This is a genomic window from Pseudoalteromonas rubra (assembly GCF_000967655.1).
Classification (GTDB): Bacteria; Pseudomonadota; Gammaproteobacteria; order Enterobacterales; family Alteromonadaceae; genus Pseudoalteromonas; species Pseudoalteromonas rubra_A.
The window spans coordinates 1-3,883 of the sequence record NZ_JXYA01000095.1; the positions used below are offsets into that span (position 1 = coordinate 1).

The 3,883-nt window shown below is 46.6% G+C and carries 5 protein-coding genes and 2 pseudogenes; all 7 read right to left on the reverse strand.

What is annotated here, in order from left to right; all coding sequences use genetic code 11:
* Nucleotides 1-552: pseudogene (locus TW77_RS23515) on the reverse strand (asparagine synthase (glutamine-hydrolyzing)); the annotation flags it as partial.
* 101 nt (nucleotides 553-653) lie between these two features.
* Nucleotides 654-791 carry a hypothetical protein gene (locus TW77_RS25340; protein WP_156158752.1) on the reverse strand — a complete coding sequence of 46 codons (138 nt, stop codon included), beginning with the start codon at nucleotides 789-791 and terminating at the stop codon, nucleotides 654-656.
* Between the two features lie 277 nt (nucleotides 792-1,068).
* A pseudogene (locus tag TW77_RS23520) lies at nucleotides 1,069-1,274 on the reverse strand (transposase); the annotation flags it as partial.
* A gap of 62 nt (nucleotides 1,275-1,336) precedes the next feature.
* Nucleotides 1,337-1,618 (reverse strand): group II intron maturase-specific domain-containing protein, encoded by a 282-nt coding sequence (locus TW77_RS25870; RefSeq protein ID WP_342626739.1) that lies wholly within the window; start codon nucleotides 1,616-1,618, stop codon nucleotides 1,337-1,339.
* Nucleotides 1,619-1,645: 27 nt separating this feature from the next.
* On the reverse strand, nucleotides 1,646-2,074 hold the full coding sequence (locus tag TW77_RS25875; RefSeq protein WP_240479541.1) for a reverse transcriptase domain-containing protein: 429 nt from the start codon (nucleotides 2,072-2,074) through the stop codon (nucleotides 1,646-1,648).
* Between the two features lie 325 nt (nucleotides 2,075-2,399).
* Entirely contained in the window at nucleotides 2,400-2,669 is a 270-nt protein-coding gene (locus TW77_RS25880; protein WP_240479542.1) for a hypothetical protein, read from the reverse strand.
* Nucleotides 2,670-3,128: 459 nt separating this feature from the next.
* Nucleotides 3,129-3,883 (reverse strand): ISAs1 family transposase (locus TW77_RS24625; protein WP_046007411.1); only part of this gene is annotated, 755 nt, incomplete at its 5' end.

Consider the following 3,883-nt stretch of genomic DNA (forward strand, 5'->3'; position numbering starts at 1 on the left):
CACCAGATTTGACAATAGCTCGTCGAACTCTCGGGGGCAATCAGGGTGAGTAAGTAAAGCTTTTAATTCAGACGCAAATGCAAGTTGACCATTAAAGTTGCTATAGTAAAGCGGTTTTATTCCTAGTCTATCTCGGGCTAAGTACAAACATCGGCGACGCATGTCCCAAATTGCAGCAGCAAACATGCCATTGACCATTTGTAAGACGTCAATACCATGCTCTTCATACAAATGAAGGAGCACCTCACAGTCCGAGTCACTTTGAAAAACATGGTGTCCTTGGAGCTGGGCCTTTAACTCTTTGTGATTGTAGATTTCACCATTAACAACCAGCATAACGCTGCGGTCTTCATTAAAAAATGGCTGATTTCCGGATTGAAGGTCAACAATTGATAAGCGATTGAATACAATGCCTAGCGGCCCATCACAAAAATATTGTGTATCATCTGGTCCTCTATGCGCTATTTGTTCCCCCATGCTCTGTAACAAAGCAAAAGATTCAGGACTACACTCCGCACCGTTATAGTTAATAATACCGACAAAGCCACACACTACTTTTCTCCCTGGCTAGACTAGGATTAAAAACACGGTCATTGTACCTGAATTGCTAAGTTATGGTGTCATAAAAACAAATTTCTAGCTTCTTAATTAAGCTAACGGCCCCCTGGATTACCAGCTTTGATTCCCGTTTTAACTAGAAGTCCTTTGAGCTCTGTTTTAAGTAGAACAGGTTGCTCAAGCTTGGTTGACGACAAAACACTTTCAGGCTGTGTGGTTTTATATTTTTTCATCTTACATTTCCTTTTACGTAAAGGGTTAATAGCTAAGTGCATTTTGACAGTAGTATTTCTGACTAAATCGTATCAGTTATTAATGCTCGTTACACCTTAAAAAAGACTTTAGACTATTAAAAATAGGTGCTTTACAACAACTGCTGATGAAAGGCGGGGGGTTGGTGTGATTAGTTAACAATAAAGCACCCTATAGTGGGTGCCTTGACTGATCTTTGAGGCGTTTGCTATTTATGCTTCAATGCCCCAGGGTGAGGGCATACTTCGTTAACGACTATTAACCAAAGATAAGCTCTGCCCTGAATTCATCGTCAAACCTGGCCCGAACACACTTGCCACGTATCGAATCTTTGCGGCCTGTGTGCTGTTTTACCAGATTGCGAACTACCCTTCTGAACAACGCCATGTTTTCCGCGGAAATCGGCTCATTTATCTGGCAAGCATCTTCTTTAAACACGACATCCACACCCAATGCTGCTGGTGGTGAGTAGGCCGCGGGAACCTCCCCCGCAGCCTCTCGCAGAACGGTACGTGAACCTCTCAATTCATACCGCTCCCATCAAGCAAACGCTCCTGCCATTCCTGCCCCAATGGGCAAACAACCTCGGGTTCTTCTTTGCTATCCCTTCGAGAAACTTCGAGGCTCGGGTTTTGTGTCTGCGCAGGGCCTTAAACTTACGCCTTGCCCAACGCACCAGTGCTTTGTTGAGTTGTCTGAATACCTTATACATTTCTGAACGGCAGAATTGACCATAGTAACCCAACCAACCATTTATCATGGGGTTGAGCCAGCCCGCCATCTGCGCGATATTCAGCTCTGTTCGCATTCGGATCTTCAACTTACGGATCTTGAATCACATCGCCTTCTGAGCTGACTTGCTCACCGCCGGTGTGAAACTCACAAATATGCTGTTTCGCTTGCTGTTTTTAACCACACGTGGCCGGAAGGTATATCCAAGGAAATCGAAGCTGATGTGTTCATACCTGCCCTTGCGCTTCCCGTCTTTGCAATAGGCAATTCGGGTCTTGTCTGGGTGAAGCGCCAGTCCGCATTCACTGAAACGTTGATTTAACACCGCCAGCATCTGCTTTGCTTCGGCCTCACTCCGGCAGTGAACCAGACCATCATCCGCGTAACGACACCATTTCAGCTGTGGATGATATTTCTGCATCCATTTGTCGAAAACATAGTGCAGGAACAAATTCGCCAGGACAGGGCTTATCACTCCGCCCTTAGGTGTTCCCTGCGTTCGCCAGCTCTCCTCGCCGTCTTTTTTTACCATCGGTACCGTTACCAGCGCTCAATGTACAAACAGACCCACGGGATATCGGTATGCTTGCGTACCGCTTTCATCAATAGGTCGTGACGGATGTTGTCGAACAGTCCTTTGATATCAAACTCAAGCACCCAGTCCTGATGCCAGCACCGTTGCCTTGTTACCCGAATAGCATCGATCGCTGACTTATTCGGCCGATAACCTTAAGAATCCGGCAGAAAGTGGGGCTCAACCAGTGGCTCAAATTTCAACCTGACCACCATTTGCGCCACACGATCAGCAACCGTGGGGATCCCCAACAGTCGCTCTCCACCAGATTTCTTGGGGATAGCTACCCCTTCACTGGAGGCGGCTGATAGCTACCTGATGACAGTCGATTCCAGAGTTTGTACAGATCCCCATTCAGATTGGATTCAAAATCAATGATGGTTTGACCATCAATCCCTGCCGCACCTTGGTTGGCTTTCACCAGCTCCCAGGCACGGTACACATCCCATTTATCTATGGCAAAAGGTTTTGCCTTAACCCCTGCACCTCCTCCTGCTTTGCAGTTGGGTGCTGGGAAAGGCGGCTTGACGTTACCCCTTCGCTCCACGTTCATTACAAACGCTTCCTCACTACTACGAGTAACTCCGTCCCAGTATCACGCATCGGTACTCTCATACTTATCAATTCAGTGACTTGCATTTCTTCCTTCACATCGTGATGACTGGTTCCCGCAGTTCCCAAGAAGAGCCTAGTACAGAGTCACGCCCACTATACGCCGGACACCACCTACGCAGCATTCGGAGTTCACTCGTAGATTCATCCCGAGAGATAGAAACGCCCCCGGTTTTGATGTCGAGTCTCTGGATTACGACGCGTCCACATGGGTTCGGTTTAACTCGTCTCTCTGTACCACACCTGCCGAACGTATGTTCGCGCTTTGACCTCAACGCTTACTCCCATAGCTCTTAACTACAGTAGCTTGAGGTGGTTTGAAACAGGCTTCCGACAGCAGATTTCGGTGGGCCTGCCACCATCTCCTCCTGAGCTTATGCTACAAATTTACAGCGCTTCCTTATGCTGCAAGTTTGTGTGCCTGCGGCACACTCTCAATGTGCCAATGATGGCGGATGGCTTTTTGTAACATCTGTGCATCTGGCTCGACTGAAGTGACATAGAAGTGCGTGTCTATTTTTGTTATCGACTCGGATTTATTGTGTCTTTCGACCGCGACTAATGAAGTGATCCCGGGCCATTTTTCTCTTACCTCTTCAGGCAGTTTGTCTGCCTTCAGAGCATAAGTGATGCGTGTTTCCTGACGTCCATGACCATTGCTGACTTGTACATCTTCAGGCAAATTTTTGTTTTCTTCAAAGGCTATTTCAAAACATGAAGTGACTGCTTTATAGAGTGTTTTCTGATTTGCTTTGACCTGAACCAGATAGTCTGCCCCTCTTGAAATCAACGCTGAAAGTGTCGCTTTCTGACAATGTAGCGCATCTAATGTAACGATAGAATCTGAAATATCGAGCACATCTAATAAGGCTCTAACTGCTGGTATCTCATTGGATTTACTTTCTACTGTACGCTGATACAAAGTTAAACCAGACTCGCAATCAAAAGCGGACACCAAGTGTAAGTTATCCTCACGCTTTTTACTGGCACCGCGCAGGGTTTTACCATCAAACGCAATGATGGGCTTACCAGACTGAGACCGTTGCTCGTTGACCCAAATGAACAAGGCCAAAACCAACGAATCAGTCTCCACTGTTTTAAGAATTCGTGCAATGCTATGTCGCGTTGGAATACGGTAGTGTTCAATTTTCTGTG